We start from the raw sequence: 25,768 nt of genomic DNA on the forward strand, positions 1-25,768 counted from the left end.
TCGATGATCGCGGGTACCGGGTCCGCCCCGAACGGCAGCTATTTCGGCTACCCGGTCGATCCCGGCACCTATCAGGTCCGCATGCCCGCCGGGAACAAGGACGTGAAGATCCTCGACCTCGGCGGCAAGGCGCACTCGGTCATCGTCAGGGCCTGCTGACACCGCACAGTCGACATCGGTCGGCGTCAGCGGATGGTGCGGTGAATCCAGTCGGCGTAGGCGGGCACGCTCGTGTACAGGCCGGGGCCGTTGGCGCAGGGCACGTCGTCGTCACCGGGGCCGGAGGTGACGCCGATCAGCTCCCACCGGCCGCCTTTCCCGCGCTGGATCTGCGGCCCGCCGGAGTCGCCCATGCACGCCATCGCGCCACGCTTGCGGCTGATCGTGCAGAGCCGGGTCGAATCCGCGTAGCCGGGCGAGCATTCCGACACCGCTCCGAGGCGGGTGTCGAGCTGCTGGAGCCGTTAGGGAAACACCGCCTTGGCGATGTCGCCGGTGTCGACCGTGGTGCCGAAGCCCATCAAGCGGGTCGGCGTGCCCGGCCTGCCGGGGCGGTCGGCGATGCGGATCGGCTGGGCGGTCCAGGCGCACCAGCGCGATGTCGTTCTTGTTCGGCTCACCCGGCTGGTAGCCGGGGTGGCGCACCACGCGGTCGATCGTGCGCACGGTGCCGCCGGAGGTCCGCTGCCGGCTGCCGATGCGCACCGTCCCCTCCGGCCGGGCCGGGTTGTTCTCCGGGTCGACACAGTGCGCCGCGGTCACCACCCATCGCGGGTGGACCAGCACGGCTCCGCACACACCTTTGGCGTTGTTCAGCTCAGGCACGATCTCCGGGATCGAGGCCATGAACTCGTAGCGCTCGGTGGAGTTCTTCCCGTTCACCACGGCATCGGCACTCCCGGGCAGGGCGATCGCGCAGAAAGTTCCTGCCAGCACGACACTGGCGGCACGAATCAGGTGGCGGCGCACGGAATCCACTCTCGACATACTTTTCCTTCGTTCGACGACTTCGGATCGATCGGGTCCAGCATCGCGGTCCGCCGCGTCCTGGACCACCGGGTCAGCCCGCTGATCCGTCGTGGTGACCGCAGGACGCCCTGTGGTGGTGCCGGCCCTACCTACCGTCCACAATGGACGGCAGCCCACGGAGGAGTGACCGGCGTCACTATTCGACGGGTTGCGGCAACCTCCGGCACCGGTGAACGCCTTCAAGCTCAGGAAGAACCGATATCGGACCTGGGGAGCACATGAAGAGACTTTTCGTCATGCTGACCGCGATACTGGCGGTCCTCGCGTTGGCACCCGCCGCGCCCGCCGGCGCGACGACCCGCTTCGACCGGGAGCTCCAGTCGCGCATCGCACGAGCCCAGGCGTACGCCGACAGCAGGCCCGGTGACACCGGAATCGTCCTCCGGGACCGGTGGACCGGCGCCGTCTACCGGAGCCAGGCCGCCGGGACCCTCATTTGGGCCTGCTCCACCCCGAAGCTGGCGATGGTCGTCGACCTGTTGCTGCGCAACGATTCCGGGGCCGTCCAGCTGACCGCCGAAGACCGGGACCTGATCCACCGGATGCTCGACTCCAGCGACGACGCCGCCGCCCACACGCTGTGGACCCGGTACGGCGGTGAGGCCGAGTTCGCCAAGCGCTTCCCGTCGTACGGGATGACCGACATGCGGTTCACCGATCAGCGTCCGCACCACTGGGGCTGGATCCTGACCACCGCGAACGACCTGGACCGCCTGGTCGACTACGTCCTGACCGAACTCCCCCGGCAGCACCGGGACTACATCGTCCGCGAAATGCGCACTGTCGACGTCAACCAGCAGTGGGGTGTCTGGGGCGCCGGCCCTGCCGCGCGCCCCGGCAACAAGAACGGCTGGTCCGACGACAACGACGACGGCTCCTGGATCATGAACTCGGTCGGCTTCGTCGGCCCGCATGAGCGCTACACCCTCTCGCTCATGAACAACACCAAGGTCATCCAGAACGGTTACGAAACCGGCCAGGAAACCACCACCAAGATCAGCGAGATCCTGTTCAAGGGATACTTCAAGGGCTGACCTGGCGACGTCGGACCCGGCGGATCACGCCGGATCCGGCGCTCGGCCCCCGATCGTGCTCGTCGGCGGCGAGCCGGAGCGGCAGGGTTCGCGCATGGCGCTGGTCTTGCCCAACGGGTTCTCTTGAGGGGTACGGCAAAGGTGTGGGGTCGCGGGGATTCTCCCGCGGCCGTGGGGCACCCAGGTGTCGCGAAAGCCACTTTCGGGACCTCAGGCGTCGCGAAAGTGGCTTTCGCGACGCATCCCGACCATGGGTTCCGCGAAGGCGCCGACGCAGCGAAGGCGCCTCTGAGCTACCGCACCCCTGCACCCGACGTTGCGAAAGCCACTTTCGCAACCTTGAAGGTTGCCAAAGTGGCTTTCGCAACCTGCCACCTTTGCCTTACCCCTGTGATAAGCAACGATGCGTGCAGCCTAGATCGCCGCCCGGGAGAGCTTGGATGGAGCGATCCGGGAGCGCAGGCTCCGGTTTGCTGCACCGCAGAAGCCAGAAGCGAATCCTCATCACCGTGAGCGCCGCGGGCGTGGTCGAACAGAGCGGCCTCGGGACGCCGCCCGCCGACGCGGAGGACATCCGGGAGTGGGTCGAGTTCTGGGGCGGGGCCTGATCCAGAGGCTCCACAATGGACTGCCGAGCGCTTCGAATACGGCCCTCGCCGACCTCGCGCAAGCCCCGAACGAACCCTTGTTCCCTTGACGAACCGCCTGTTTAGTCGGGACGTCCTGCACACGGCAGGGATTGGTTCACCCGGGAAGCGAGGCACGATGAGCGGATTCGAAAAGGCGTTACCCCGCAGGATCGGCACGATGGTGAGTGCCGTGCTGGTGGCGGCAGGCATCTCCGTCACCGGCTCCGGCACGGCGTCGGCCGCGGACTATTACTACGAATTGCCGTATCCGGCAGGCGAGGCCTATCAGGTCACGCAGGGACCGGAGGGCACGTACTCCCACGTCGGTCCTTACAACGAATACGCCTGGGACTTCGGTCTCCCTGCCGACTACGAGGTGTCCGCCGCGCAGGGCGGCGAGATCATCTTCTCGAATTGGTCGCCGTACTGGCAGAACGGCATCGAGGTGCTCATCCGGCACTCCAACGGCACCTGCACGCACTACGCGCATCTGAACCGGGCCCTGTACAACGCGGGCACCTGGGTGCCTCAGGGCCGGGTCGTCGGCTGGTCGGGCAGCACCGGGGCGTCCACCGCGCCGCATCTGCACTTCCAGGTGATCGACTGCGGCAGCCGCGTGGGCATCCCCGCCACCTTCCAGGGCTGGACCCCGTCGACCGGCACCTGGCCGGTCAGCGTCAACAACTATGCGTGAATCGCGCTGCTCTTTCGTCTCCTACCAAAGAGTGGACGGCCCCGAGACGACCCGGCCGTCGTCGACGGGGTTGACCCAAATGCCCAAGGCGACGTCGATCACCTGCTCGCGATAAGTGATTTCGGCAGAGAGCGCCTGGCTCTCAAGAGAAGGACGGACCGGCGCCACCAAGCGAGTTCACCGGCCGCGGAAGCGGGCGGCCAGTGCGGCGATCGGCGACCGTCGTGCCCGCACCGGGAGCCGTCCGGAGGTGATGTCCTCCAGCAGGGTCGCGACGGTTTCCCTGGCGCAGGTGCGGTTCGCGCCGATTCCGCCCGACGGGCCGCGTTTGATCCAACCGACCACGTAGGCACCGCTACGGCTGTCGACGCGGCCCGCGGTGTTCGGAATCGTGCCGCGGGTCTCGTCGAACGGCAGGCCGGGCACCGGTGTTCCGCGGTAGCCGACCGCGCGGACGACCTGTCCCGCGGCGATCTCGACCGGCCCGTCCGGACCGGTGACCCGGACACCGCGCACCTGTGTGTCGCCGACGATCCCGGTGGGAGCGGAGTGGAAGCGCAGGACGATCCGACGTGAGTCCGCGACCGGCGGCGCGGTCCAGTCGACGGGCTCTCGGCCGAGTTCGCGCAGCAGCGACGCTTTGCCGGTGCCCTCGTCGATCGCGGCCGCGGTGCGCGGGTCCGCGTCGTCGACGACGAGCGGCACACCGGCCCGCTGTGCCAGCGCGAGCAGTTCCGGGGAGGTGTAGGCGGCGTCCTCCGGCCCGCGCCTGGCGAGCAGGACGACCTCACGGACCTTGCTCGTACGCAACCGTTCCAGCGCGTGCGGGGCGATCGTGGTGCCGGTCAGCGCGGCGGGATCGGCGGTGAGGATCCTGGCGACGTCCAGTGCGACGTTGCCGGTGCCGACCAGCACGACCCGTTCCGCGGAGAGGTCCACCGCGTTCGCGGGTACGTCCGGGTGGCCGTTGTACCAGCCGACGACGGTGGTCGCGGCGATGCTGCCCGGCAGGTCCTCGCCGTCGAGGCCGAGACGGCGTGCGGACGAGGCACCGACGGCGTAGACCACCGCGTCGTGGCGCTCGGCCAGCTCGTCGACGGTGACGTCGCGGCCGACCTCCGTGTCAAGGCGCATCCGCAGCCGCGGGTGCTCATGGAACCGCGAGAAGGTTTCGCCGATCCGTTTCGTGGCGGGGTGGTCCGGGGCGACGCCGAAGCGGACGAGTCCGCCGGCGACCGGCAAGCGGTCGATGAGGGTGACCCGCGCGTTCGTGTGCAGGAGCAGATCCTCGACGGCGTACATGCCGGCCGGGCCGGTGCCGACGACGGCGATGTCCGGCGGCGCGAAGTCGCTCGGGATGGCCCGGTCGAACGTCGGAGGACTCCAGTGGTGGAAGTTCGGCGCGGGATCGACCGCGGGCACGGTCTCGCGGTCGGCGTAGTACTCCGCGTTGAGCCCCGCGTAGACCTGGAGCGAACCGGTCAGCAGATCGGCGGGGAAGATCGCGTCCACCGGGCAGGCGTCCGCGCAGGCTCCGCAGTCGATGCACGAGGCCGGATCGACGTAGAGCATCTCCGTGGTGCCGAAGTCGGGCTCGTCCGGGGTCGGGTGGATGCAGTTGACCGGGCAGACCGACACACAAGTGGCGTCGTTGCAACAGGTCTGGGTGATCGCGAAGGCCATGTCAGATCAGGTTCGCCCGCTTGTAGAACACCAGTGCGGGCCGGGTGAGCAGGCCGCACGAGCCGAGGAACTCCATCAGCCCGGCACAGCTGGACCGCATCATCGACTTGTGGTGCTCATTGGACTTCGCCTCGCGCAGCGCGCGTTCGGCGTCGAGTCCCGCGTTCTTGTAGACGTCGCGGTTGATCATGCTGCTGACGATGAAGTACGACGCGATCGCGATGACCAGCGCGTTGATCCGGCGGCGCAGGAAACCCGCGCCCTCCAGCTGTTCCCGCGTCTCCTCGCGGGCGAACTTCATATGCCGCGATTCTTCGACGACGTGGATGTTGTTGATGGTCCGCACGAACGGGACCACCCGCTCGTCACGCATCCAGTCGCGCTGCATCACGTCGAGGACTTCTTCGGCGACGAGGATCGCCGCGTACGCCGCTTCGCCGCGGGCCGTCGCCTTGAAGACGCGGCCGAGCTCGACCGCGAGCCTGCGCGGACGGTACGGGGGCGCACCGAGCTTTTCCGCCCCGCGGGCGAACATGATGGAATGCCGGCATTCGTCCGCGATCTCGGTCAGGGCCCACTGGAACGCCGGATCGGTCGGGTCCTTGGCGTAGAAATCGCGCAGCACCATCTGCTGCAGGATCATCTCGAACCAGATACCGGTGCTCGCGACCGAGGCTGCCTCCTGGCGCGTGAGCTCCTTCTGCTGCTCCGGAGTCATCTCCGCCCAGTAACTCGTGCCGTAGAGCGTGCTCCACTCCGGGCTGGCACCGTGGAAGTCCTTGTCCAGCGGCGTCTCCCAGTCCACCTCGGTGGCCGGGTCGTAGGACAGCATCGCGGAGGAATCGAGGAGCCGCCGCGCGGTCTCGTGGCGGCCGGCACCGGCCGCTTCCGCGGTGCGGGGCACATCGGTGCTGGTCATACGGACCTCCCTGACTAGACGTTACCGAGGTTCACTGTTACCCAAGGTAACACCTAAATGGCGGCGCCGCGAGAGGGGGATCTCAGGAGCGTGCGGGACCGGATACTCGAGCGGCACCAGACCACGCGGCCGGCATCCCGTCGATCACGAAACACACGCTGTGCCATGTCCTTCGGATAGCCCGGCCCGAGCCCGCCGGATTCAGTCCGCCTCGCGCCTGGTCGGCCCGATCATCGTGCGTGTGGTGAGAGGCCTGCGTACGCGGCCAGACGAAGGGCGAGCCCATCCTCCGACTCGGCCGCCCCGAGCGGCGGTGGCTCGAGCAGCGCCGTGGCCTCATCCGAGTACAGGCTCTCCGCGAACGTGGCGACCGCCCGTGGTGGCGGCAGCAGTTCGAGACCCTGGTACCCGATGACGATCAGGTCTTCGCCGCTACTGGTCTCCACACCCAAGGCCCACCCGTGTCGTTCGTCCCAGAGCAAGGCGACGTCGCGATCCGGCCTGTTCGGCAGTCTTCGCTCGAGTGCGATGTACGCGCTCGCGATCGGTTCGAGCTGCACGCAACAGGCGTCTCCGTGCAACCCCAGCGCCTCGATCACCAGGCTCACATACCGGTGTAGTCCCTTCAGGATCACGTCGTCGAACTCCGGTTCCATGCCGATCGCCACCTCGTGCTCGTCCTCGTCGGCACTGCGGCGCCGGCTGCTCGACGCGGCAATGAGGTTCACTCCGCCACGCGGAGGGTTCCACCCGTGCTCGGAGCGAAACGCGGACCGCGAGAAGGCCGGCTCATTCGGCCATCGCCGCGGGGTTCCGGCACGATCGACCGTCTTCTCTACGTAGGCGTGCGTCATGGTTCTCAACTCCGTTTGCGCCATATCCGGCTGGTGGGGGCTGGCAGGAGACGATTACCCGGTGCTCCGGAGATCAATCATCCGTCGGCGACGGCCGGTAGTTCGGGTTCTCCCAGACGAAGGTGACCTTGTTCCCCGCCGGATCGGCGACCTCCGTCAGCTTGATGAAGTCGTAGTCCTGGACCAGGCCGCACTCCACGCCCCTGGCGCCGAGGGAGCCGACGGTGTCGTCGATGTCCTCGACGACGATGACCACGGCGCTCTTACCCGCGGCCTCCGGTGCGTGGGCGACCTGGATCCCCGCGTTTCCGGCGAGCAGCCATTCCGCGACGCCTTCCATGGGCTCGGCGTCGGGCCTCCGCCCGATCCACCGCTCGTACCACGCGACCGCGGCGGAATGGTCCGAGACCGGCAAGACAGCGTAAACATCCTTGAACTTCGGCACGGGCAGTTGTCCTTTCACCGCGAAATGGTGTCGATTCGCTTTCCCCGGCCCACAGCAACCGCGCCCACGACGACCATGACCGTCATCCCCGCCAGTTGGAGCACGTCGAGAGCGAACGCCGAGCCGTCGGCCGGTGCGCTCAGCCTGCCACCGAGTCCGGCGTAACTGAAGGATGCCTCCAGGAAAACCGCGGACATCACCGCACTGAGCAGGATCATCGAACGGCCGGGTACGACCGCGACCAATACCGGCAGCGCCAGGAACAACGAAGGACCCGGGCGGGTCAGATCGAAGTCCTGCGCGGCGCCGAGCCCGATCTCCACTGCCGCCAGTGCGGCCACAGCGGTGATCACGAGCGGACGGCGCGGATTTCGGGGACTCAGTGGCGGGATCTGCGGCTCGGTCGCCGTCGCCCGGTTGATCACCAACGCGATCACGCCCGCCGGCGCCGAAACCACCAGTCCGGCGACCATCACCCAGTTTCCGGCCGCCAGCAGTGTATTCGGCGAGGAGAGCTGACGGCCCAGCATTTCGCCGGTGCCCAGGAATATCCACGCCGTCAGGGCGATCGCGGCCAGTGGCGACCAGAACGCCCGGCGGTCCAGCCACAGAATGACCAGTGCCCCGGCGATGTAGCCGAGTCCCGCCGGGACGACCTTCACGAATTCGGGAGCCGCGATCCATTGCAGGATCGTGCCCAGTGCGGCGACGGCCTGGCCGCCGATAGTGGCCCACATCGCGGGCCGAACCACTTTTCCGGTCATATCCGCGAGTCTGGTGACCGGGGATCACCCGCGCGTCGGCCCCGGAGCGGCCTTCCCGGTTACCGCACTCGACGTAGCGGGTGTATTCCTCTCACGACTCAGCCCAGCTCCGGGATCATCTCACCGATCAGGCGGATGCTCTTCAGCACCTTTTCGTGCGGGATACCGCCGATCTGCTGCAGGCACATCATCCGGTCGATGCCCAGTTCCGCGTAGGCCCGCAGTTTCTTGCGACAGGTCTCGGGGCTGCCCACGATCAGCGAGTCCTGCGCGCTCAGCACGGTGAAGATCTCGTCGTCCGGCACGTTTTCGCCTTGCAGGATCCGGGCGATCAGGAGATTCGCCTCGGTCGGGGCGTTCTTCGCCTCGCCACGTAGGAAGTCGCCGGTGAGCCCGCCGCCGTCGGGCGCGGCGACGATCTCCTCCTGCCGGGCGTTCAGGCGCACGAATTCGCTCGCCGCCTCGAAGAAGTTCAGCGCCGTCACCGTGTACCAGGCCGCGGCCGCGGCGGCTCCGTTGCGCATCGCCTCCTCGTCGGTGTCGGCGCAGTGCACGAAGGTGAAGAACCCGACCTGGTTGTTGACGAAAGCCCCGACCGGATCGGTACAGCGCCCGGCCGCGTCGCGGTAGAGCTTGATCAGCCGTCCCGCGCGCTCCAGTGACTCCCACATCGTCGTGCCGAGGACACCGACGCCACGGCGGCCCGCTTCTTCGAAGGACGCCGGACTCGCGGCCGCCTGCCAGAGCGGCGGGTGCGGCTTCTGGATCGGTTTCGGCGAAATCGACACGTCGTCGACGCGATAAGCGTCGTTTTCGCAGGAAAAGCGTTCGGAAGTCCACATGCGCGGGATCATTTCGAAAGCCTGCTGCGTCTGGGCGCGTGCCTCGTCCGGTTCGATGCCGAACAGCCGCCATTCGGGAATCGTCGAGCGGGTCAGCCCGAGTTCGACCCGGCCCCCGCTGAGATGGTCGAGCGTCGCGGCGCGTTCGGCGACGCGGATCGGATGGTTGAACCGGCCGGGCGCGAGTACCGCGGAATGGCCGAGCCGGATCCGGGTGGTGCGCTGCGAAAGCGCGGCCAGCATCAGCTCGGGCGCGGAGGACAGGCTGAACTCCCCCGCCCCGTGGTGTTCGACCTGCCACCAGCAGTCGTAGCCCAGTTCGTCGGCGAGGACGGCCTGTTCGATCGCCTGGGCGAACCTGAGCCCTTCGTGTCCCTCCGGCCACGGCCGCGGGTTCTGGATCTCGTTGAACAGATCGATCTTCATCCATGGCCTCCGTCTGCCTCAGGTCACCGAGAGATCAGTCCGCGGGTGCGCGCGCCGCGTTACAGAAGTCGCACGTTCGGCGCAACGTGGCCGGAACGGCGCGGCGCCGACCGAGATCCGTTCGTCACCGATACGGGCAAACGGGTTCAGCCGCGCACAATCAGGTGACGAACACCGAAGACACACTTTCCCGAATGCCGCGCCCCGTCGCGGATTGTCGCGATTCGGCCAGCACATCGGGGACGGTAAATCGCGCATGATCCACTCACAAGAGTGAGCAACACCCGGCAATGGCGCGTTCCTTTGCGCCGGAAAGGGGAATTGTGAGCGCTACTCAAATGGCGGCATTCGACGACGCGACCTTGTCGTAACGTCGATTCCATCCACACCACGCACCGAATTCCGCTATCCCATGGAGGTTTTCGTGATCCGACGTCCTCTGCGCACCATGACCGTCCTGATCGGCGCCGCGGCAGCCGTCACCGCGTTCGCGTCCCCGGCTCCGGCGGCGACCTCGGTGCTGAGCGAAGCGGCGGGCCCGGCCGCATTGGCCGCCGTGCAACAGAAGCTCGGTACCTCGCTCGGCGCCGCCTTCGCCGGCTCCTGGCTGGACACCACGACCGGCGAACTGGTCGTCGGCACCACCGACGCGAGCCGGTCGGCGGGGATCCGCGCCGCGGGCGCGATCCCGAAGGTACTCCGGCACAGCGCCGCCGAACTGAAGAAATTCCAGTCCACATTGGACGATAGAACCGAAGGCGTACCCGATTCGGTCGCCGGCTGGTATGTCGACGCGCCCACGAACGAGGTCGTGGTCAGCGTGGTGGGCGGCGATCCCGCAGGCCGGGCATGGGCCACATCCGCCGGCGTCCCGGTGCGGGTGGACCAGGCGAAGAGCGCGCCGCGGCCGTTGTGGAGCGTGATCGGCGGGCAGGGTCTCTACTTCAGCGGTGGTGCCTGCTCGGTCGGTTTCAACGCCTACGACGACGATGATCATTACGTGATCACCGCGGGCCACTGCACCGAGCTCGGTGGCACCGTCCGCGGTGTCGGCGGCACGATCGGCAGGGTCGAGCGGTCGTCCTTCCCCGGCAACGACTACGGGACGGTCAAGGTGACCCACTCCGACGTGTCGACGCCGCCTCGGGTCGACCGCTACGGAGACGGATCCGACGTGCGGATCGAGGGTGCCGACGTGGTCGGCGTCGGCGGCCGGGTCTGCCGGTCCGGGATCACCACCCACTGGCACTGCGGACGGGTCGAAGCGCTGGACCAGACAGTGAACTACGGCAACGGGAACATCGTGCGAGGTCTCACCCAGACCGACGCCTGCGCCGAACCCGGCGACTCCGGCGGCTCGTTCGTCAGCCGTCCCTCCTCCGGTTCCGGCACGAAACTGGTGCAGGCGCAGGGTATGACGTCGGGCGGTTCCGGGAACTGTGACGTGGGCGGCACCACGTTCTTCCAGCCCGTCAAGGAGGTACTCAACCGCTACGACCTGACGCTCGAAAAGGACTGATCAGCCGAGGGAAGGGGCGGCAGGCTCACCAGCCGCCCCTTTGACCTGTTCGGCGAGTTCGCCCGCCTCGAGGACCAGCGCCTCGATCTCGGCCCAGCGGCGACGGACCCGCTCGTGATCGGCGACCAGCGTGCCGGAAACCATGCCCAGGAACAGATTCGCGTCCGTCCCGACCTCCGCGAGCCGCAGGAAAGGCCGCCGGTCGTCCTCAGTTCCCGCCCCGTGCGCCGCCGCCCATTCACGGGCACGCATCCCGGCTTCGTGGCACGCATCGACGAGAAGGGTCCGGATCTCCTCCGGCCGGTCCCCCGGCCTCGCGGCAGGTTTCCCCATCAGCGTGAAGATGTTCCAAGCCACCGAGAGCAGGCAGTCGGCCACCTCGTCCATCGACTCCACGTCCACCGGGCGAGTGTTCCGGCCCGCGCTCGCTGCCAGGCGCAATGACTCGCGGGAACGGCAGGGTCGACCCGATCGGGTGGGACCCACCGGTCACGAAACGCGAGGACGAGCGGGCGGCTCCTTCAGCGCTTCCGATCGGCCCGGCGCCGAGCTCTTACGTCGTGAAGGGCCCCTTTGAGACGTTCATCGTCTCAAAGGGGCCCTTCACGACATCCCCACGACCTGGCTTTAACCGTCCTTACCACTCACGAGGCTTGGTTCGGCCTGGTCGTCGAGTTCGCGCGCGTCGGCCATCCGCAGCCCGGCGATCAGTCCGGAGAGTCCTTGGTGGCCTTGAGGCCGGATCGCGAGAATGCCGCTGACGAAGAACAGCAGGTTCGCGAGCGGCTCGAATCCGCTGTTGACCGCCGAAGCCAGGGTGAGCAGCGTGAAGTAGCCGCCGGAACCGGCGAGGAACCGCCCCGCCATCCGCCACAGGGCGGGCTTCCCGCCGTCCGGTCCGACGGGGCGCAGCAACACGACCCGCTGGCCGAAGCTGGCGCCGTTACCCGCGAGGGGGATGACGAACAACAAGAGCACCGCGGGCAGCAGGGTGCCGATCAGTGCCGTGACCACCGTGTCCGGCTCGCCCACCAGCAGGGTCGTGAGGATCGCGACGGTGGTGCCGAGCAGGACGACCGACACGACGTCGACCGCCATCCCGAGCAGACGGCGGCGCGCCGTGACCGGCCGCGGCGTGCCCGGAGGTGCGGACGGCTCGTTCCCCGGCAGGAGCCGCAGCAACGGGGCCAGCCCGAAGCCGAGGGCGGCGCCGAGGGTGTTGGTCAGCAGATCGTCGACGTCGGCGAGCCGGTACGGGCATTCGAACAGGAACCAGACACCGGTCAGCTGGGCGCATTCGATGAACAGCGAGACCGCGAACCCGATGGCGACGGTGGCCGGGAAACCGCGCCGGAACAGGTGCCGCACGAACATGCCCAGCGGCACGAACAAGGCGACGTTGAACACCGCCTGCTGGACGGCGGGATTGCGCAGGAACGCCCGGATGCCCGTCCCGGTCTGTTCGCGGCCGATGTCGGCGAGGAACTGGAACGGGCGTAGTTGCAGATGACCGGCCGCGTGTTCGGCGCACCACGCCGTCGTCGTCTCCGGGATGGGGAGCAACGTGTACGTCCACAGGGACATGGCGTAGACCAGGAAGCCGAACACCAGCAGGACCCGCCATAGCCCGAGTTCGCCGCGGCGCCGATAGCTCGCTGCGATGTACGGGACGGCCAAGAGGCCCGCGAGCACGAAACCCGCGAACACCGCGATGACCGCGGAGATGGTCGGATCAGTCACTCGCGGAAGTTAACAACGCACGCTCCGGCGCACCCGTCACGCCACCTGGGCGGGTGACGGCGAGGGCTCGCTGATGCGCGAGCGCGGCGATGGCGAACGTCAGGTGGACGACGACCCAGTTGCGGTCTTCGCGGTGCACCCGCTGCAACAGGTCGAGGGTGGCGTCGCCCGGTGTGCGCCCCTGGCGGCAGGCGTCGGTGAACGTCTGGGTCAGTTCGTCGACGTTCCTCCGGAACTCCGCGAAGGCGTCGGCGGGTTGGGCGTTGGTGCAGAAATCCACGGTCACGTCACTCAGCGTTCCATAGCGCGACGCAAAGTCACGAATTGGCCGAGTGCGAATCACTCACGTGAGGTAGTCGGCGGGCGAATCTGTGCTCTGCGTCACGCCGATGCGAGCCCGGCGGGCAGGCGGCGTTCCCGTTCGGCCGTCTTCGCCCGGCGGGTGACCGGGAAGCGCTGGTCGAGTTCGACCAGCAGCGGGGTCGCCGCCATCAGTGCCAGAAGAGCGAGCCCGGCGTAAGCGCCCATGGTCGCGATGATCGTCATTTCGGCCTCCTCGATCCCCGTACCGCCTGTTCCGGCGGCCTGGAACCAGGATCACCCGCCGACAGGGGCGGGCGGATCGGTCATCCGGCGGATGTGCCTCGACCGGTCGGCCTTTTCGGCACTGTCCGATCGGCCGATCCAGGACGGCGGTGCAGCAGGTCGAACCGCGACCACATGGCCTCGGCCGCCTCGATGGATTCCCCGGTGCGGACGGGATCGACAGCGGCGAGCTGCGCGACGATGGCCTGCACCAGGCTCATCCCGGCGGTCAGCGACGGGAAGAAGGTCACGCCCTCGGCAGGCACCATCAACACCTGTTCGACCGCACCCGCCAGCGCGGGGCTGGCCGCGTCGGTGATGGCGAAAGCGCGAGCTCCCCTGGCCTTGGCCTCGTTCGCGGCGAGCACGGTGCTCTCGTAGAGCCGCCAGAAGCTGATCGCGATGAGGACGTCTTCGGAGGAGAGTTTCGCCGTGGCGTTGGCGAGTTCGGCGTCGCCGGCGGTGATCGCGTGGACGTCGTAGCCGGCGAGCCGGGCGTTGTGCGCGAAGGCGATCCCGACCGCCGCGTAACTGCCGTCGGCGATGACGACTGTGCGGCGCGCGGCGGCGACGGCCTGCGCGACGTTACGGATCTCGTCCTCGGCGAACCGCCGGTTGAGCAGAGCGAGGCTGTCGAGGTCGCGGCGCAGCGACGCCGATCCCGGCGAGTCGACGTCCCGATGTTCCTCGGCGACCTGTGGCGCGCTCAGCGACGACATGTAGCGCGCCCGCAATTCCTGTTGCAGCGCCGGCCAGCCGGCGAAACCCAGCGCCTGCGCCGTGCGGGTGACGGTGGCGACGTTGACCCCGGCGAGCTGGGCGAGCTCGGCCGTCGAGCCGAACGACGCCCGGCGCGGCTGCGAGACCAGCACTTCCAGCACGGCGGCCGACTTCGGCCGCAGCCCGCGTTCCGGCGTCCGATCCCGAAGCCACGCCTCGAAACCGTCGTCGGCTCCCGTCTCTCTCACGCACGCCCTCCCTCGACCGCGTCACGGTAACGCATCGTGCCCGCCGAACCACTTGCAACAACCATTGCAGTTTTGATGAAACGCAGTATACGTTGTCCGCACTCTCGTGACTCCTAGTCGCCCGAACCACGGAAGGCGTTCCCCATGACGCTTCTGGCACGACTCGACCGGCTCCCATTGAGCCGTCCCCACTACCTGCTCCTGCTCATCGGCGGGCTCGGTTACACCTTCGACGGCATGGACTCCGCCGTGGTCGCCTTCCTCCTTCCGAGCGCGAAAGCCGTGTGGGGCCTCGACAACGGGCAGCTCGGGCTGATCGGGTCGGCGACACCGTTCGGCTTCCTCTTCGGCGCGATCGCCGCCGGGCTGCTGGGCGACCGCATCGGCCGCAAGAAGGTCATGATGTACGCGCTGGCCTTCTACGCGGTATTCTCGGTGGTCGCCGCCTTCTCCCCCAACTATGAGGTCTTCCTGGGCGCCAGGGTGCTGGCCGGGGCGGGCGCGGGCGCCGAAAGCGCGATCATCGCGCCGTTCCTGTCCGAATTCGTGCCCGCCAAACGACGTGGCTGGTTCGTCGGCGCGCTCGCCGGGTTCTTCTCGTTCGGGTTCGTCATGGCCGCGCTGATCGGCCGGTTCGTCGTCCCGACGGTGCCGGAAGGCTGGCGGGTCGCCCAGCTGATCACCGCGCTGCCGATCGTCATGCTGCTGTGGTGGCGCCGTTCCCTGCCGGAATCGCCGAGGTTCCTCGTCGCGAACGGGCGGCACGCCGAGGCGGAGAAGATCGTCGCGAAACTGGAGCGGGACGTCGAAAAGGCGACGGGACAGGAACTTCCGGCCGTCCCGGAGACCGAGACCCAGCCCGCGACGGAGACCCCCAAGGTCAATCTCCTCAGCGCGCTGAAGTTCCTGTGGAGCCCGGCGATGGCCCGGCGCACCGCGGTGATCTGGACCGTGTGGTTCGTGATCACGTTCTCCTACTACGGCTTCTTCTCCTGGATCCCCACGCTGCTCGTCGAGCGGGGCATCACGGTGACCAAGAGCTTCGAGTTCTCCATCATCATCTACCTGGCTCAGATCCCCGGGTACTTCTCCGCCGCGTGGCTGTCGGAACGGCTCGACCGCAAGCACACCATCGCGTTGTACCTCGCGGGTTCGGCGGTGAGCGCCTTCTGGCTGAGCCAGATGGACGCGCCGTGGTCGATCACCTTGGCCGGGGCGGTGCTGTCGTTCTTCCTCAACGGCACCTACGCCGGCGTGTACTCCTACACCCCAGAGGTGTTCCCGACCTGGATCCGCGCCAGCGGGACCGGACTGTCCAGCGCGTTCGGCCGGGTCGGCAGCATCCTGGCCCCGACGATCATCGGCCTGTCCGCGGCGAGCCTCGGGTTCGCCGGCGTCTTCGGCATGACCACCGCCGTCCTGGTGGCCGGGGTGGTGGTCGTGGTCGTGTTCGGCCTGTCCACCGCCGGCCGTTCCCTGGAAGAACTGACCGAACACGGCGCGCCCGTGAAAACCGCGAAGGAGATGACGAAGTGACGGTGTCACTGTCCACTGTGGAGGACAAGACCCGGGCCTCGATCGGCGTACGGCTGTTCACCGTGCTGGCCTGGGTGCCCGAACGGCGGGCGCTGCGGCGCGTGCACAGCAGTCATCCGGACGAGTATCCGGTGGGCGGCGAGAAGACCGTCGAGGTGGCGGCGGGCTGGCTGGAGCGGTGCATTACCGGGCAGGAGCCCTATTTCGGTCCGGACAGCGCGGCGGTGCGGGAGATCTTCGCCGACCACGAACTCATCGACCGGCTCGGCTGCGGCGCGGTGATCAACGTTCCGGTGGTGGCCGACGGCCGCACCCTCGGCGTCCTCAACATCCTCGACGCCGAAGGCAGCTACGACGACGATTCCGTCGCGGTCGCCCGCTCCCTGGCACCGTTGGCGGCCCCGGCCCTGCGCGAACTCCTGGAGGAGACCCGATGACCGGATCGCTGCTGCTCCGCAACGCCCGCCTGCTCGACCCGGTCAAGGGCGAGTACACCGAGGGCGACCTCCGGTGCGCCGACGGCCGGATCGCCGAGATCGGCGTGGGTCTCAGCGCCGGTGACGCCCGGACGGAGGACCTGCGTGGCGCGTTCGTGCTGCCCGGTCTCGTCGACGCCCACGTGCACGTCACCGCCTCGACCGCGGACCTGGGATCGCTGCCCGCCTCGTCGCCGTCCTACGTGGCCGCGCACAGCGCCCGCACGATGAGCCGGATGCTGGACCGGGGCTTCACCACCGTCCGTGACGCCTCCGGCGCCGACTACGGCCTCGCCGACGCGCAGGCCGAGGGCCTGTTCCGCGGTCCGCGCCTGCTGTTCTGCGGCCGCGCACTGAGCCAGACCGGCGGACACGGTGACAGCCGGACCCGAGGCGCCAACGCCAGCGACGACCACCCGTGCTGCGCCGGTCTCGGCCGGGTCGCCGACGGGGTCGACGCGGTCCGCGCGGCCACGCGCGACGAACTGCGCAAGGGGGCGCACCACATCAAGGTGATGGCTTCCGGCGGCGTCGCCTCCCCCACCGACCGGATCGACTCGACGCAGTACTCCGCCGAGGAACTGCGCGCGATCGTCGAGGAGGCGGAGGCGGCCAACCGGTACGTCGCCGCGCACGCCTACACCGCCCGCGCGGTCAACCGCGCGCTGGAACTGGGTGTGCGGTCGATCGAGCACGGCAACCTGATCGACGACCTCAGCGTCGAACTGTTCCTCCGGCACGACGCGTACCTCGTGCCGACCCTGGTCACGTACTGGGCGTTGAAGGAGGAAGGACGCGAGCACGGACTGCCGGAATCCAGCTGGCGCAAGGTCGACGAGGTCCTCGGCGCGGGTATGGCCGCACTCGAGCGGGCGGCCAGGGGCGGGGTGAAACTGGTGTACGGCAGCGATCTGCTCGGCGGGATGCACCGGCACCAGAATCACGAGTTCCGGTTGCGCGCCGAAGTCCAGTCCACGCTGGAGGTGATCCGCTCCGCGACGTCGACCGCGGCGGATCTGCTGAACCTGACCGGCGAGATCGGCACGCTGGCCCCCGGCGCGCACGCGGATCTGCTGGTCGTGGACCGGGATCCGCTGGAGGACATCGGCGTCCTCGCCGAGCCGGAGAAGTTCCGGCACATCGTTCAGGGCGGGACCGTGGTCTCCCCCTGACGCGATTCGTCACCTACTTGCGCTGCATTCCCGTCGCAAGTAGGTGACGAATTGCGGGTCAGGAGAAGCGCTGCGGGACGTCCCACGGGTTGTCGTCCCGCAGCGGTTCCGGCAGCAGATGCGACGGCCAGTCCTGATAGGACACCGGCCGCAGGAAGCGTTCCACGGCCGCCGTCCCGACGGACGTCGACGACGGTGACGTCGTCGCCGGGAACGGTCCGCCGTGCTGCATCGCGGCGGTCACCGCGACGCCGGTCGGCCAGCCGCCCCACAGGATCCGCCCGCTGCGGGCGGCCAGCACCGGGCGCAGCGCCTCGATCTCGGAGGCCTCTTCGGGCAGGGCGTGCACGGTCGTCGTGAGCTGACCGGGCAAGGACGCCAGAACCGGCAGGACGTCGGAAAGCCGGGAGTACCGCACGACCACACCCAGCGGACCGAAGCACTCTTCGGCCGCATCGGGCGCGAAGTCGGCCAGGTCGATCTCCAGCAGCCGGGCCCCGGTTCCCCGGACGATCTCGCGCATTCCCGGGATCGCGGCCAGCCTCTCGGCGCCGGCGTGGAATCCGGACGCGATGCGGTCGTTCAGGAACGGCGCGGCCGGAGTCTCGCGCAGCCGTTCGGCGACGAGATCCACGAACGGCCCCGAGGACGGCGCGAACACCAGACCCGGATTCGTGCAGAACTGGCCGTTGCCCAGCGTCAGCGAACCGGCGTAACCCGCCGCCAGTTCCTCGGCCCGCGTCGCCGCGGCGCCGGGCAGGACGATCACCGGATTGACACTGCCCAGCTCACCGTGGAAGGGGATCGGCACCGGCCGCTCGGCCGCGATCCGCGCCAGTGCGAGCCCACCCGCCACCGACCCGGTGAACGCGGCGGCCGCGATCACCGGATGGCGCAACGCCTCCACCCCGGCGGCTTCCCCTTCGACAAGGCCAAGGAGCGCGCCCCATCGACCGAGCGCCTCCACGACGACCGACGCCGTCCGGCGGCACAGCTCCGGGTGTCCGGGATGAGCCTTGACCACCACCGGGCATCCGGCCACCCACGCCGACGCGGTGTCCCCGCCCGCCACGCTGAACGCGAACGGGAAGTTGCTCGCGGCGAACACCAGGACCGGTCCGACAGCGGTGCGGTACCGGCGCAGCTCCGGCCGCGGGCCGGGCGGCCACGACGGATCGGCACGGTCGATCCGGACGTCGTGGACCGAGCCGCTCTCGGCCGCGAGCAGCCGCAGCTGGAACGTCGTGCGGGCCAGCTCGCCGGTCAGGCGTTTCGTCCCCAGCCGGGTCTCGGTGTCGGCGACCTCGATCAGGGACGGGCCGGCCGCGTCCAGCGCGTCGGCGACACCCGTGATCACGGCGGTGCGCGTCTCCGGGTCGGTGGCGGCCCACTCACCGGCGATCTCCGCCGCCCTCTCGATGTGCTTCATGCTTCCTTCCTCTCCGGGTTCTCCGCCGCGGCGGCTCGGCCTGGGTGCTGCCTCGCGTCAGAGCACGAAGCCGGCGGGGAACGGGTCGTCCGGGTCGAGCAGATAGGTGGCGTTGCCGGTGATCCACGCACGCCCGGAGAACTCCGGCACCACGGCGGGGACACCGCCGACGGTGGTCTCGGCGACCAGTTCGCCGGTGAACGTGGTGCCGATGAACGAGCTGTTCTCGAACGGCGTGTGCAGCGGCAGTTCGCCGCGGGCGTGGAGCTGCGCCATCCGGGCCGAGGTGCCGGTGCCGCACGGCGACCGGTCGAACCAGCCCGGATGGATCGCCATCGCGTTCCGCGAAGCCCGGGCATCCGACCCCGGAGCGAGGAACTGGACGTGTTTGCAGCCCCCGATCAGCGGGTCCGCCGGATGTTTCGGCGGACGCTGTTCGTTGATCGCCGCCATGATGTCCAGCCCCGCGGCCAGAATGCGGTCCTTCTCCGCCCGGTCGAACGGGATGTCCACCTGGGACAGTTCGAGGATGGCGTAGAAGTTGCCGCCGTAGGCCAGGTCGTAACGTACCTCGCCGAGCCCCGGCACCTCGACGACCGCGTCACGTTCGGCGAGGAACGACGCGACGTTGCGGAGCTTGACGCGTACGGCGCGGCCGTCCCGGACCTCGACCTCGGCATGCACGAGCCCGGCCGGGGTGTCCAGGCGTACCACGGTCTTCGGTTCGGTCACCTCGACCATGCCGGTCTCCACCAGCACGGTCGCCACGCCGATCGTGCCGTGCCCGCACATCGGCAGGCAGCCGGACACCTCGATGTACACCACGCCCCAGTCCGCGTCCGGCCTCGACGGCGGCTGCAGGATCGCGCCGCTCATCGCCGAATGACCGCGCGGCTCGTTCATCAGGAACTGCCGCAGATGGTCCATGTGGTCCATGAAGTACCGGCGGCGTTCGGCCATGGTGTCGCCGGGGATGACACCGATCCCGCCGGTCACCACCCTGGTCGGCATGCCCTCGGTATGCGAGTCGACGGCGGTGATCGACCGGATCGATCGCACCTACGCCACCCCCAGCGAGGCGAGCGCGCGGCGCATGTCGGCGGTGACCTGCTCGCGGTGCTCGTCGGTCAGCGCGCCCCGGGGCGGACGGCACGGACCGCCGTAGCGGCCGACGAGGTCCATTCCGAGTTTGATCGCCTGGACGAACTCGGTGCGCGAGTCCCAGCGGAACGCGGCCACCAGCGGTTCGTAGAGTGCCCTGGCCTCCTCGAGTTTGCCGGACCGCGCCAGGTCGAACAGCCGAACCGACTCGGCGGGGAACACGTTGGGGAACCCGGCGAACCAGCCGGTCGCGCCCATCAGCAGGCTTTCCAGCACGACGTCGTCGGCGCCGCTGATCACGTCCAGGCCCGGTGCCTGCTCCCGGATCTCCAGCACCCGCCGGACGTCACCGGAGAACTCCTTGACCGCGACCACGTTGTCGATCTGCGCGATCTCGGCCAGCAGGGCGGGGGTGAGGTCGACCTTGGTGTCGATGGGGTTGTTGTAGACCATCACCGGCAGCCCGACCGACGCCACCGCCTCGAAATGCGCGAGCACCTCGCCGCGGTTCGCGCGGTACATCGTGGGCGGCAGGCACAGCAGGCCGTCGGCACCGTCCTCGGCCGCCACCTCGGCCCAGTGCTTGGCCTGATGCGAGCCGGGGCCGTGCACGCCGACGACGACGATCCCGTCGTCGCCGACGGTTTCGATCGCGGTGCGGGCGGCGCGACGGCGCTCCTCGTCGGTCAGCGAGGAGTACTCGCCGAGGGAGCCGTTCGGGCCGACACCCCGGCAGCCGTTGTCGACCAGCCACCGGCAGTGTGCGGCGTAGGCGTCGTAGTCCACGGCCAGCCCGGCCGGCGCCGACTCGTCCGCCCGGTACGGGAGGGCGGTCGCGACGACGACGCCACCGAGGTCGGGGGTGCTCATTCAGGTTCTCCTTCGGTTCGGGCGGCCAGCTCGCCCAGCCGGATCGGCTGGGCGATCGGGCGGTGGTGCCGTTCGGTGCCACCGCAGAGTTCGGACACGGTCGGACCGCAGATGCGGCCCTGGCACGGGCCGAGGCCGGCCCGGGTGCCGAGTTTCAGTGCGTGCGGTCCGGGACAGGCCGCGTCCCCCGCCGCACGCGTCAGTTCGCCATACGTGGTTTCCTCGCAACGGCAGACGATCGTGTCTTCGCGCAGCCAGCTTCGCCAGGCCGTGCCGATCGGATGGGCCGTGGCGAGGCGTTCGGCGAAGGTGCGGGCCCGGTCGCGGGCGCGGACCAACCCCGGCGACGGCTCACCTCCGGCGGCGGTGCATCCCGCCACCGCACCCTCGGCGGCCGCGGTGACCGCGCCGCCGATGCCGGTGATCTCGCCCGCGGCGAAGACACCGTCCACAGTGGTCCGTTGCGCGCCGTCGACCCGGACGAAACCGCCGTCCAGGACGCAGCCCGCGGCGACGGCCAGTTCAGGCTGCGGCGTGAAGCCGTGTCCGACGCAGACCGCGTCGACCTCGTACGTCCGCTCGGTGCCGGGGACGATCGACCAGTCCGCGCGGACCTTCGCGGTCACGACCTCGCGGACGCGATCGGCCCCGCGTGCCTCGATCACGGCCCGGCCCGGCCGGTACGGGACCCGATGACGCGCCAACGTCGCGGCGTACCGCGCCAGTTCGCCCGCTTTCCCGGCGTGGGCGGCCAGGCGCCACGGGCGGGACGACCATCCTTTTCGGACGGTCGTGAACGGGTTCGCTTCCAGCACCGCGACCACTTCGGCGCCGACGCCCAGCAACGATTCCGCGACCGGCAACAGGAAGGGCCCGGCCCCGGCGACGAGGACCCGCTCACCGATCGCGACCCGCTCACCCTTCGCCAACGCCTGTGCCGCACCCGCGGTGTACACGCCGGGCAGTTCCCAGCCCGGGAACGGCAGGGTGCGGTCGTGCGCGCCGGTCGCCAGGATCAGCGCGTCCGGGACGAGGGACAGCCGCCGCCGTCCACCACCGTCGGCTTGTCCCCGCAGGACGTGCACCCGCTTCTCCGCCCGGTCGAACGCCCAGACCGTGGACCCGGGCAGCCACTGGCACCGCGGATGCGCGAGCACCCGGCGGCTGCGGTCGAACTCCGCCCGGCCGTGCTGAACCCGCTCCGGACGCCGCGCCGCGTAAGCGTCGGGCAGCATCCGGTGGTACTGGCCGCCGGGAGCGTCCGCCTGGTCCAGCACCGTGACGCGGGCACCGGCCCGCAGCGCGTGCTCGGCCGCCGCGAGCCCGGCGGGCCCGGCGCCGACGATCACCACCTTCACGTGGTCTCCTCCCGGGTCTGGGTGCGGATTTCGTCGCCGTCGGCGGCCGGACGGCGGCACGCGCGGACGTCGGGCACATCGTTGACGGTGAGCAGGCAGTCGAAGCACGCGCCGATCCCGCAGAAGACCCCTCTTGGCGCACCGGAACGCGTGGTCCGCCAAGAGGTCCGGCCCGCGGCGAGCAGGATTCCCGCGACGCTCTGTCCGGCGATCCCGGTCAAGGTCTCGCCGTCGACGGTGATCCGGATCGGGCGGTCGGTGCGGCCAACCGGATCGCGATCACGCGGCAGCAGCCATCCGCTCATGCGGCCACCTCCGCCAGGACGGCCGGACGGTCCACAGTGAACTCTTCGACCGGCATCGCCGGTTCCGCCCCGGTGAGCAGTTCGCACAGCAGCCGCGCGGTACCGACGCTCAATCCGATACCGGCGCCTTCGTGCCCGGTGGCGTGCCAGAGGTTCTCCAGCCGCGGATCCTCGCCGAGCACCGGCAGATGGTCGTCCACGTAGGGCCGGAAACCGCCGTACGCGCGCATGATGGCGACGTCGGCGAGTGCCGGGAACAGCCGCAGCGCCTTGACCGCGATGGCGCTCAGCACGTCCGGGCGGATCGCGTCGTCGAAATCCACCCGGCGGCGTGACGAACCGATCAGCACGGTGCCACCCCAGGTCGACTCGACGACGGCGGAGGTCTGCAACTCACCCGAATCGGCACCGACCGCGCCGACGTAATCGGCGTCGTAGACCTTGTGCCGGACGACACCGGGCATCGGGGTGGTCACCAGCACCTCACCACGGCGAGGGCGGACCGCGATCGGGGCGCCGAGGCGCGCCGAGACCTGGCCTGCCCACGGGCCCGCGGCGTTCACGACGATGTCGGCCTCGATGACCTCACCGGGCACGCGGACGCCGGTGATCCGTCCGTTGTGGACGGACGCACCCAGCACCTCGGTGTCGGGCCGCAGCCGGGCGCCGTGGCGCAGTGCCGAGCCCAGTAGCGCGAGCGTCGCGCCCGCGGGCTGGACCTGAGCGTCTTCCGGGTAGGTGAACGCGGCGGTCACCTCACGGGTCAGCGCGGGTTCCGCTTCGGCGAGTTCCTGGGGAGACAACGGTTCCGCGCGGACACCGAGTTGCGACGCGGCGAACGCGGTGAGAGCGCGGGCGCCGTCATCCGTGGTGGCGACCACGATGCCGCCCTTGGGGTCGTACTCGATCTCCGAAGCGACACGGGCGTCCTCGTCGGCGATCTCGGCGACCAGCCGGGGCCACAGCGCGATCGAAAGCTTCGCGAGTTCGAGTTCGGCGCCGGGTCCCTTGTCCGAGACGAGGATGTTGCCCTCGCCGTGCGACGTGGTGCCCCCGGCGGGACGGCCGCGGTCCACGACCACGACGTCGAAGCCCGCCTGGCTCAGCTCACGGGCACACGCGGCGCCGACGATGCCCGCGCCGAGCACGACCACGCGCGTTCGGTTCATCGACCCTCCATCGTTCGGTAAAGCGAACGATCGGAGAGTAGGTTCCCGCCAGGAGACGTGTCAACACCCCGGGTGCGGTCAGCCCTTCAGCACCGGATGCGGCCTGCCGTCGAGCCGTTCGTCGGCGCGATATTGCAGCAGCAGCACCGAGTGCACCGGTCCCTTCGAAGCGGTATAGCAATGCGGCTCGCGGGCGTCGAAGGCGACGTAGTCCCCCGGCCCGACCTCGACGCCGCGGCCCGCCACCTCGACCAGCAGCGAACCCGACTGCACGATGGTGTGCTCGATACCGACATGCCCCTGCGAACGCTGCGGCGCGTCCCCGCGCACCACCTGGTCGTACACCTCGAAGACGCCGTCTCCGGTCTCGATCCGCCGCAGGGGCCGGAGATCCACCCCCTCACCGCTGAGCACCTCGACGTCGGCGCCGCGCACCACGGTGAGTGCGCCGCCCGCCCGGTGGTCGAGCAGATCCGAGATCGCCACCTCCAGCACCCTGGACAGGCTGAACACGGTCTCGATGGTCGGATTGCCGCCGCCGGACTCCAGTTGCGACAGCGTCGCCTTGCCGATGCCCGAACGCCGCGAAAGCTCCGACAGCGAGATACCCCTCGCCGCCCTGGCCGCACGCAGGTTGACCGCCAGCATGTCCCGGATCGAGGGCGTCCCGTCCTCCACCGCTTCTCCCCTGTCGTTCGTCAAACCGTACGACCGGATGGGCGAATCGTTCGCTTTGCCGATCGAGTTCGCGGACATCATGACACGCGTGCCGACACCGGGGGCATAGCCGCGGCCGATGGGGCGACGCGATGGTGGGCGGCGCCGGCCGCGATGAAACTCCATCACCAACCGGTGTGTCACCGTCGACACAGGGTCACGGGCGCACCGTCGTTTCCTTCCAGCGAGGAGATCCCCGTGCAGCTGATCCGCAGATCCGCGAGCCGACGACTTCGAGCGTTCGGCGCGGTGCTCATCACGACCCTCGGGCTCACCGCGGCCGCGGCCGTCACACCGGCGACGGCGGCCGCGAACGCCTGTCTCACCGGCACGCTCGCCTTCGACCATCTCGACGCGGAAGCCGGGACGAGCAAACCCCTGCGCACGCAGGTGGCCCGGAACGCGAACTGGGAACTGTGGGGCCGCACCGGCTCCGGCGCGGCGGCCAGGCTCGCCGCCGGCATCACCGGCGCGTCCGACGGCCGGTTCACCGCCTGCCACACCGCGTCGCTCGCCGAGGCGTACGTGCGGTTCCGGTCGAGCAGCACCTCGATGTGGCGGGTCGTCAAGGCCGCGAACAACACCACCGACTACGCGTTCGACTCGACACGCCGCACGAACGTGTCCGGCACTCTCGATCTCGGCACGGTGAAGGTGCCTTCGACACTGCAGCGGGCATGGAAGGTCGTGGACACGCTCAACGTCCTCTACTGGAAACGCGCGAACCCGTCTTCGTCGTGCTGGACGGCCAGGCAGTCCGACGGACGCTGCGACCAGATCACCTTCGTCTGGGATCCGAAGGTCGCCGGCGGCGGCTACTGGGACTACCCGAACACGAACTACGTCTTCCTCGGCGCGACGATGCCGGACTCGAAGCACCTCATCCTCCACGAAGCCGGGCACTGGCTCCAGTGGCAGCTCTACGGCCGCGGCTTCCCCGTCGTTGACAACTGCAACCCGCACTACATCGAGAAGCACAGCTCGGAATCGTGCGCGTGGACCGAAGGCTTCGCGGACGCCGTCGCCGCCTACGCGCTCGGCGACTACCGCTACGTCTACGACAACGGGAGTTCCTACAGCTTCGAGAACGACGCTTCGACGCCCGGCTGGGACGACGGCGACACCGTGCAGGGCCGGGTCGGCTCGTCGCTGCTGGACCTGTGGGCGCCGGGCGGGCCGGACGGCGGGAACTGGAACCGCACGATCGCGCTGATGACCCGCCACTTCAGCCAGGACTTCCGTGAGTACTTCACCGTGGACCGGCCAGCCGCGGGCCTGTCCACGACCGGTGCCGCCGAGCGGATCCTCGCCGGGCACACCATCCGGTACTGACGGGGACCTCGTGAGTGGTGAGGACGGTTATTGGGGGGTAAGGCAAAGGTGCCGGATCGCGGGGATTCGCTCGTGGCCCTGGGCGACTTCGCTACCGCACCCTCTTCCCGACGTTGCGAAAGCCACTTTCGCAACGTTGAAGGTTGCCAAAGTGGCTTTCGCAACCTGCCAC

The 25,768-nt window shown here is 69.3% G+C and carries 28 protein-coding genes and 1 pseudogene; 8 read left to right on the plus strand and 21 right to left on the minus strand.

Annotated features, from left to right (window positions below):
- The first annotated feature begins 3 nt into the window (after positions 1–3).
- Positions 4–159, plus strand: coding sequence for a hypothetical protein (locus DL991_RS12825; protein ID WP_233598816.1), 156 nt, complete (start codon positions 4–6; stop codon positions 157–159).
- Positions 160–185: 26 nt separating this feature from the next.
- On the opposite strand, the gene DL991_RS43735 is transcribed toward DL991_RS12825, so the two are convergent.
- From DL991_RS43735 to DL991_RS43970, 3 genes and pseudogenes are all read right to left on the minus strand, one after another.
- A complete protein-coding gene (locus tag DL991_RS43735) occupies positions 186–431 on the minus strand; it encodes a trypsin-like serine protease (RefSeq protein WP_255433255.1) in 246 nt (81 codons plus the stop codon).
- A 33-nt stretch (positions 432–464) separates the two neighbouring features.
- Complete coding sequence (locus tag DL991_RS43740; RefSeq protein ID WP_255433266.1) at positions 465–620, minus strand: hypothetical protein; 156 nt, start codon at positions 618–620, stop codon at positions 465–467.
- A 4-nt stretch (positions 621–624) separates the two neighbouring features.
- A pseudogene (locus DL991_RS43970) lies at positions 625–987 on the minus strand (trypsin-like serine protease); the annotation flags it as partial.
- Positions 988–1,247: 260 nt separating this feature from the next.
- Between DL991_RS43970 and DL991_RS12835 the strand changes: the two are divergent.
- Both DL991_RS12835 and DL991_RS12840 read left to right on the plus strand, forming a co-directional pair.
- Positions 1,248–2,063, plus strand: coding sequence for a serine hydrolase (locus DL991_RS12835; RefSeq protein ID WP_125784281.1), 816 nt, complete (start codon positions 1,248–1,250; stop codon positions 2,061–2,063).
- A gap of 765 nt (positions 2,064–2,828) precedes the next feature.
- Positions 2,829–3,386, plus strand: coding sequence for a M23 family metallopeptidase (locus DL991_RS12840; protein ID WP_125784284.1), 558 nt, complete (start codon positions 2,829–2,831; stop codon positions 3,384–3,386).
- Positions 3,387–3,563: 177 nt separating this feature from the next.
- Here DL991_RS12840 and DL991_RS12845 read toward each other — a convergent pair whose 3' ends face one another.
- The 6 genes from DL991_RS12845 to DL991_RS12870 all read right to left on the minus strand — a co-directional run bounded on the left by DL991_RS12845 (position 3,564) and on the right by DL991_RS12870 (position 9,319).
- Positions 3,564–5,069: an FAD-dependent oxidoreductase gene (locus tag DL991_RS12845; protein WP_125784286.1), complete on the minus strand. Its 1,506-nt coding sequence runs from the start codon at positions 5,067–5,069 to the stop codon at positions 3,564–3,566.
- Between the two features lies 1 nt (position 5,070).
- Positions 5,071–5,988 carry a diiron oxygenase gene (locus DL991_RS12850; RefSeq protein ID WP_125784288.1) on the minus strand — a complete coding sequence of 306 codons (918 nt, stop codon included), beginning with the start codon at positions 5,986–5,988 and terminating at the stop codon, positions 5,071–5,073.
- A gap of 230 nt (positions 5,989–6,218) precedes the next feature.
- Positions 6,219–6,716 carry a DUF6292 family protein gene (locus DL991_RS12855; RefSeq protein WP_125784290.1) on the minus strand — a complete coding sequence of 166 codons (498 nt, stop codon included), beginning with the start codon at positions 6,714–6,716 and terminating at the stop codon, positions 6,219–6,221.
- Positions 6,717–6,915: 199 nt separating this feature from the next.
- A complete protein-coding gene (locus DL991_RS12860) occupies positions 6,916–7,257 on the minus strand; it encodes a VOC family protein (RefSeq protein WP_233598817.1) in 342 nt (113 codons plus the stop codon).
- Positions 7,258–7,301: 44 nt separating this feature from the next.
- Positions 7,302–8,051, minus strand: coding sequence for a hypothetical protein (locus DL991_RS12865; protein ID WP_125784292.1), 750 nt, complete (start codon positions 8,049–8,051; stop codon positions 7,302–7,304).
- Positions 8,052–8,149: 98 nt separating this feature from the next.
- The gene (locus tag DL991_RS12870) at positions 8,150–9,319 is read right to left on the minus strand and encodes an LLM class flavin-dependent oxidoreductase (RefSeq protein ID WP_125784294.1); all 1,170 of its coding nucleotides are present in this window, start codon (positions 9,317–9,319) and stop codon (positions 8,150–8,152) included.
- Positions 9,320–9,743: 424 nt separating this feature from the next.
- On the opposite strand from DL991_RS12870, the gene DL991_RS12875 reads away from it, so the two are divergent.
- A complete protein-coding gene (locus DL991_RS12875) occupies positions 9,744–10,838 on the plus strand; it encodes a S1 family peptidase (protein WP_125784297.1) in 1,095 nt (364 codons plus the stop codon).
- On the opposite strand, the gene DL991_RS12880 is transcribed toward DL991_RS12875, so the two are convergent.
- From DL991_RS12880 to DL991_RS12895, 5 genes are all read right to left on the minus strand, one after another.
- Positions 10,839–11,240, minus strand: coding sequence for a hypothetical protein (locus DL991_RS12880; RefSeq protein ID WP_125784299.1), 402 nt, complete (start codon positions 11,238–11,240; stop codon positions 10,839–10,841).
- A 225-nt stretch (positions 11,241–11,465) separates the two neighbouring features.
- On the minus strand, positions 11,466–12,578 hold the full coding sequence (locus DL991_RS12885; protein ID WP_125784300.1) for a VanZ family protein: 1,113 nt from the start codon (positions 12,576–12,578) through the stop codon (positions 11,466–11,468).
- On the minus strand, positions 12,571–12,864 hold the full coding sequence (locus DL991_RS12890; protein ID WP_125784302.1) for a hypothetical protein: 294 nt from the start codon (positions 12,862–12,864) through the stop codon (positions 12,571–12,573). The genes DL991_RS12885 and DL991_RS12890 overlap by 8 nt, the downstream gene beginning before the upstream one ends.
- A 95-nt stretch (positions 12,865–12,959) precedes the next feature.
- Entirely contained in the window at positions 12,960–13,124 is a 165-nt protein-coding gene (locus tag DL991_RS42620; protein WP_158632667.1) for a hypothetical protein, read from the minus strand.
- Between the two features lie 80 nt (positions 13,125–13,204).
- A complete protein-coding gene (locus DL991_RS12895; RefSeq protein WP_125784304.1) occupies positions 13,205–14,131 on the minus strand; it encodes a MurR/RpiR family transcriptional regulator in 927 nt (308 codons plus the stop codon).
- Positions 14,132–14,275: 144 nt separating this feature from the next.
- Between DL991_RS12895 and DL991_RS12900 the strand changes: the two genes are divergently transcribed.
- Genes DL991_RS12900 through DL991_RS12910 form a run of 3 tightly spaced genes read left to right on the plus strand, consistent with a single transcriptional unit; the run spans position 14,276 to position 17,315 of the window.
- Positions 14,276–15,667 carry an MFS transporter gene (locus tag DL991_RS12900; RefSeq protein WP_125784306.1) on the plus strand — a complete coding sequence of 464 codons (1,392 nt, stop codon included), beginning with the start codon at positions 14,276–14,278 and terminating at the stop codon, positions 15,665–15,667.
- On the plus strand, positions 15,664–16,104 hold the full coding sequence (locus tag DL991_RS12905) for a GAF domain-containing protein (protein WP_125784308.1): 441 nt from the start codon (positions 15,664–15,666) through the stop codon (positions 16,102–16,104). The genes DL991_RS12900 and DL991_RS12905 overlap by 4 nt, the downstream gene beginning before the upstream one ends.
- Entirely contained in the window at positions 16,101–17,315 is a 1,215-nt protein-coding gene (locus tag DL991_RS12910) for an amidohydrolase family protein (protein ID WP_125784310.1), read from the plus strand. Before DL991_RS12905 ends, DL991_RS12910 begins: the two co-directional genes overlap by 4 nt.
- Before the next feature lie 58 nt (positions 17,316–17,373).
- Here DL991_RS12910 and DL991_RS12915 read toward each other — a convergent pair whose 3' ends face one another.
- From DL991_RS12915 to DL991_RS12945, 7 genes are all read right to left on the minus strand, one after another.
- The gene (locus tag DL991_RS12915) at positions 17,374–18,744 is read right to left on the minus strand and encodes an aldehyde dehydrogenase (NADP(+)) (RefSeq protein ID WP_125784312.1); all 1,371 of its coding nucleotides are present in this window, start codon (positions 18,742–18,744) and stop codon (positions 17,374–17,376) included.
- A gap of 57 nt (positions 18,745–18,801) precedes the next feature.
- Entirely contained in the window at positions 18,802–19,803 is a 1,002-nt protein-coding gene (locus tag DL991_RS12920; protein ID WP_125784314.1) for a proline racemase family protein, read from the minus strand.
- Positions 19,804–20,715, minus strand: a complete 912-nt coding sequence (locus DL991_RS12925; RefSeq protein ID WP_125784316.1) for a dihydrodipicolinate synthase family protein — start codon at positions 20,713–20,715, stop codon at positions 19,804–19,806. It lies immediately after the preceding gene.
- A complete protein-coding gene (locus DL991_RS12930; protein WP_125784318.1) occupies positions 20,712–22,073 on the minus strand; it encodes an NAD(P)/FAD-dependent oxidoreductase in 1,362 nt (453 codons plus the stop codon). Before DL991_RS12930 ends, DL991_RS12925 begins: the two co-directional genes overlap by 4 nt.
- Positions 22,070–22,378, minus strand: a complete 309-nt coding sequence (locus DL991_RS12935; protein ID WP_125784320.1) for a (2Fe-2S)-binding protein — start codon at positions 22,376–22,378, stop codon at positions 22,070–22,072. The genes DL991_RS12930 and DL991_RS12935 overlap by 4 nt, the downstream gene beginning before the upstream one ends.
- Positions 22,375–23,547, minus strand: coding sequence for an FAD-binding oxidoreductase (locus DL991_RS12940; protein ID WP_125784323.1), 1,173 nt, complete (start codon positions 23,545–23,547; stop codon positions 22,375–22,377). Before DL991_RS12940 ends, DL991_RS12935 begins: the two co-directional genes overlap by 4 nt.
- A 78-nt stretch (positions 23,548–23,625) precedes the next feature.
- A complete protein-coding gene (locus DL991_RS12945) occupies positions 23,626–24,225 on the minus strand; it encodes an XRE family transcriptional regulator (RefSeq protein WP_199746663.1) in 600 nt (199 codons plus the stop codon).
- A 237-nt stretch (positions 24,226–24,462) separates the two neighbouring features.
- Between DL991_RS12945 and DL991_RS12950 the strand changes: the two genes are divergently transcribed.
- Positions 24,463–25,596, plus strand: a complete 1,134-nt coding sequence (locus DL991_RS12950; protein WP_125784325.1) for a metalloprotease — start codon at positions 24,463–24,465, stop codon at positions 25,594–25,596.
- Positions 25,597–25,768: the final 172 nt, after the last annotated feature.

Origin of the sequence: Amycolatopsis sp. WAC 01375, from assembly GCF_003947325.1 — a bacterium.
Taxonomy (GTDB): Bacteria; Actinomycetota; Actinomycetes; order Mycobacteriales; family Pseudonocardiaceae; genus Amycolatopsis.

Excerpts from the sequence above, each read along its gene's own strand:
- DL991_RS12825 (WP_233598816.1), top strand. The coding sequence starts at position 4 with ATGATCGCGGGTACCGGGTCCGCCCCGAACGGCAGCTATTTCGGCTAC.
- DL991_RS12835 (WP_125784281.1), top strand. The coding sequence starts at position 1,248 with ATGAAGAGACTTTTCGTCATGCTGACCGCGATACTGGCGGTCCTCGCG.
- DL991_RS12840 (WP_125784284.1), top strand. The coding sequence starts at position 2,829 with ATGAGCGGATTCGAAAAGGCGTTACCCCGCAGGATCGGCACGATGGTG.
- DL991_RS12845 (WP_125784286.1), bottom strand. The coding sequence starts at position 5,069 with ATGGCCTTCGCGATCACCCAGACCTGTTGCAACGACGCCACTTGTGTG.
- DL991_RS12850 (WP_125784288.1), bottom strand. The coding sequence starts at position 5,988 with ATGACCAGCACCGATGTGCCCCGCACCGCGGAAGCGGCCGGTGCCGGC.
- DL991_RS12865 (WP_125784292.1), bottom strand. The coding sequence starts at position 8,051 with ATGACCGGAAAAGTGGTTCGGCCCGCGATGTGGGCCACTATCGGCGGC.
- DL991_RS12870 (WP_125784294.1), bottom strand. The coding sequence starts at position 9,319 with ATGAAGATCGATCTGTTCAACGAGATCCAGAACCCGCGGCCGTGGCCG.
- DL991_RS42620 (WP_158632667.1), bottom strand. The coding sequence starts at position 13,124 with ATGACGATCATCGCGACCATGGGCGCTTACGCCGGGCTCGCTCTTCTG.
- DL991_RS12900 (WP_125784306.1), top strand. The coding sequence starts at position 14,276 with ATGACGCTTCTGGCACGACTCGACCGGCTCCCATTGAGCCGTCCCCAC.
- DL991_RS12910 (WP_125784310.1), top strand. The coding sequence starts at position 16,101 with ATGACCGGATCGCTGCTGCTCCGCAACGCCCGCCTGCTCGACCCGGTC.
- DL991_RS12915 (WP_125784312.1), bottom strand. The coding sequence starts at position 18,744 with ATGAAGCACATCGAGAGGGCGGCGGAGATCGCCGGTGAGTGGGCCGCC.
- DL991_RS12925 (WP_125784316.1), bottom strand. The coding sequence starts at position 20,715 with ATGAGCACCCCCGACCTCGGTGGCGTCGTCGTCGCGACCGCCCTCCCG.
- DL991_RS12935 (WP_125784320.1), bottom strand. The coding sequence starts at position 22,378 with ATGAGCGGATGGCTGCTGCCGCGTGATCGCGATCCGGTTGGCCGCACC.
- DL991_RS12940 (WP_125784323.1), bottom strand. The coding sequence starts at position 23,547 with ATGAACCGAACGCGCGTGGTCGTGCTCGGCGCGGGCATCGTCGGCGCC.